At 31.8% G+C, this 2,058-nt stretch carries 2 protein-coding genes; both read left to right on the forward strand.

Annotation, left to right across the window (positions count from 1 at the left end; genetic code table 11):
• Positions 1 to 330: 330 nt before the first annotated feature.
• Entirely contained in the window at positions 331 to 951 is a 621-nt protein-coding gene (locus tag BCU91_RS06595) for a hypothetical protein (RefSeq protein ID WP_102477231.1), read from the forward strand.
• A gap of 13 nt (positions 952 to 964) precedes the next feature.
• A complete protein-coding gene (locus tag BCU91_RS06600; protein WP_157936271.1) occupies positions 965 to 1,624 on the forward strand; it encodes a LuxR C-terminal-related transcriptional regulator in 660 nt (219 codons plus the stop codon).
• The last annotated feature ends 434 nt before the right edge of the window (positions 1,625 to 2,058 follow it).

The raw sequence follows: 2,058 nt of genomic DNA on the forward strand, positions 1-2,058 counted from the left end.
AATATAGATTATTATCACATTGATAATAAATCTGATTATTTTAATTTAAATGCCCTTATGTAAAAATAGTTGGAGCTATTGTTGTGGGTATGTTTTTTATTTTTACTCCCTACCTTGTGTCGAGTCGATTGCCAATATGATAAGTCACAGTAGATGAGTTAATTTTGTTGAAAAACTGTGCTGATCAAAGCAATTATGTTCGTTGTGACTCTACACACACATACAACCTAAGAGAATTGTATTGCCTAATTGTGTAGATATAATAATTGAAATCAATATTAATTATGATGAATTGAGATGAGCATAATAATAAAAAACAAAAGAACCGCTATGGTCGAAACCGATGAAGGTTTGTTTTCTTGCTTTAAAATTACTCCTAAGTGGATTATATGTTTTGAGCAACTAGGTAAAGATGATATTCAATGTGTAAATAAAAGATTAGATTTGGTTGTGACTAATTGTGATGAGGGTTCGAGCACATTTTTATGTGAGTCTTTATTTGCCCAACAAAAAAAACATAACGGTAAAGATGTTGTTATATGGAGAGATGATGATAGTTTTTACAGTAAAGTCGTAATTAGTATGAGCCCATTTAGCCAGACCAATGCTAGTGTAGTATTTATTGTAAATAATGAAATTGAACTTAGAGAAATTGAATGTAATATTCGTTCGATAAAAGTCTCTGTATTAAATATCTATAAAAAGTACGAAACGACTATCGTAAGCGAAGTCGCTAAAAACTATGGTATTAGCAAAAAATTACATTCCATTATTAACGCAATGTCGATGGGAATGACACGAAAAGAAGTATCTGACATGTTGAGTCTTAGTGAAAGAGGGGTTGATTATCATCTAGATACAGGCAAGTCATTGCTTCATGCGACAAACATTCCTCAACTTATCTTTAAGGCTAATCAGATAGGGGTTATAGGACAACATGATAAACTGTAAAGAGCTTGCCTCAATGGCAAAGGATTTAGAGATTTCAGATATGATATTCAATGTTGACCTCAGTGAAAAATCCTCATTTTCAATTAATAAAAAAAACCTTTTAGCTAAAAGAACTAGGCTTATGTATAGTTCTGAAAATGCGATAAATTATAGTATCTCATCTAGGAGTAAATGGGCTAAATTAGACTACAATACTGATTTATCTTTGCTAAAGGAATATCATCATTGGGACTACGAAGATTGGCATCGTTCTGCTGCTTCCCCTTTAAATGTGATGGAAAAATATGGCTATAAAGGCAAAAGGACATTTGCCATTCCATGCTTGATTAGTGAACATTATGTTGGAAGGTTTTACTTGTTTTTAGATGAAGATGTTGAGTATGACAATCAGCGAATTCAACGTATTCAGAAGATTTTTACCGACTACCAGCACTATTGCTTAGATGATTTACCGATTCACCTTAATCCATTATTGGATTACAGGCTCATCAGTGAAAATGAGATTAAAGCTATTGAGATAGTTTCTAAAGGAGGTTCTCGCTCTGATATTGCTCAACAATGCTTTTTAACAGAGCGCGGTGTCGACTATCGACTCGCCAGTATTAAAAAGAAACTAAAGGTAAAAACAAACTCACAGTTGGTTCACTTAGCGTATAAATTAAGGTTGATTTAATATTCACAAACTCATTTCTAGCTTGTCTATAATTTAATTGTCAATCGTAATGTTCTTAACATATTAATCTAACTTGATTGAAAAGTGCTGTCTATTCTAGAATTAAACTCCGAAGCGTTAATCATTATGTAGAATATATTGATTGTTTTGATGGGTATAAATAACCTGTTCCTAAAATACTGGTATTCATTCGTTAGTTTAATGGGAGTTGTTTTTAACAATATCATGAGAGATATAACTGTTAGTAGGGGCTGTTATATTAAATCTATCTTCGATGATAAATATTATAATGATTTGATCAGCATCACTGATGACCATACTAAAAATAAGTAATAATAACGTAAGGTGCAACAAAGTAAGATGCGACTAAAAATATGGTTATGCAACAAAATACTAACAAAAGCAACGACTATACAGACTCTGCTTCATTAAGG

This window comes from Shewanella sp. 10N.286.52.B9 (genome assembly GCF_002873635.1).
In the GTDB taxonomy this organism is placed as follows: Bacteria; Pseudomonadota; Gammaproteobacteria; order Enterobacterales; family Shewanellaceae; genus Shewanella.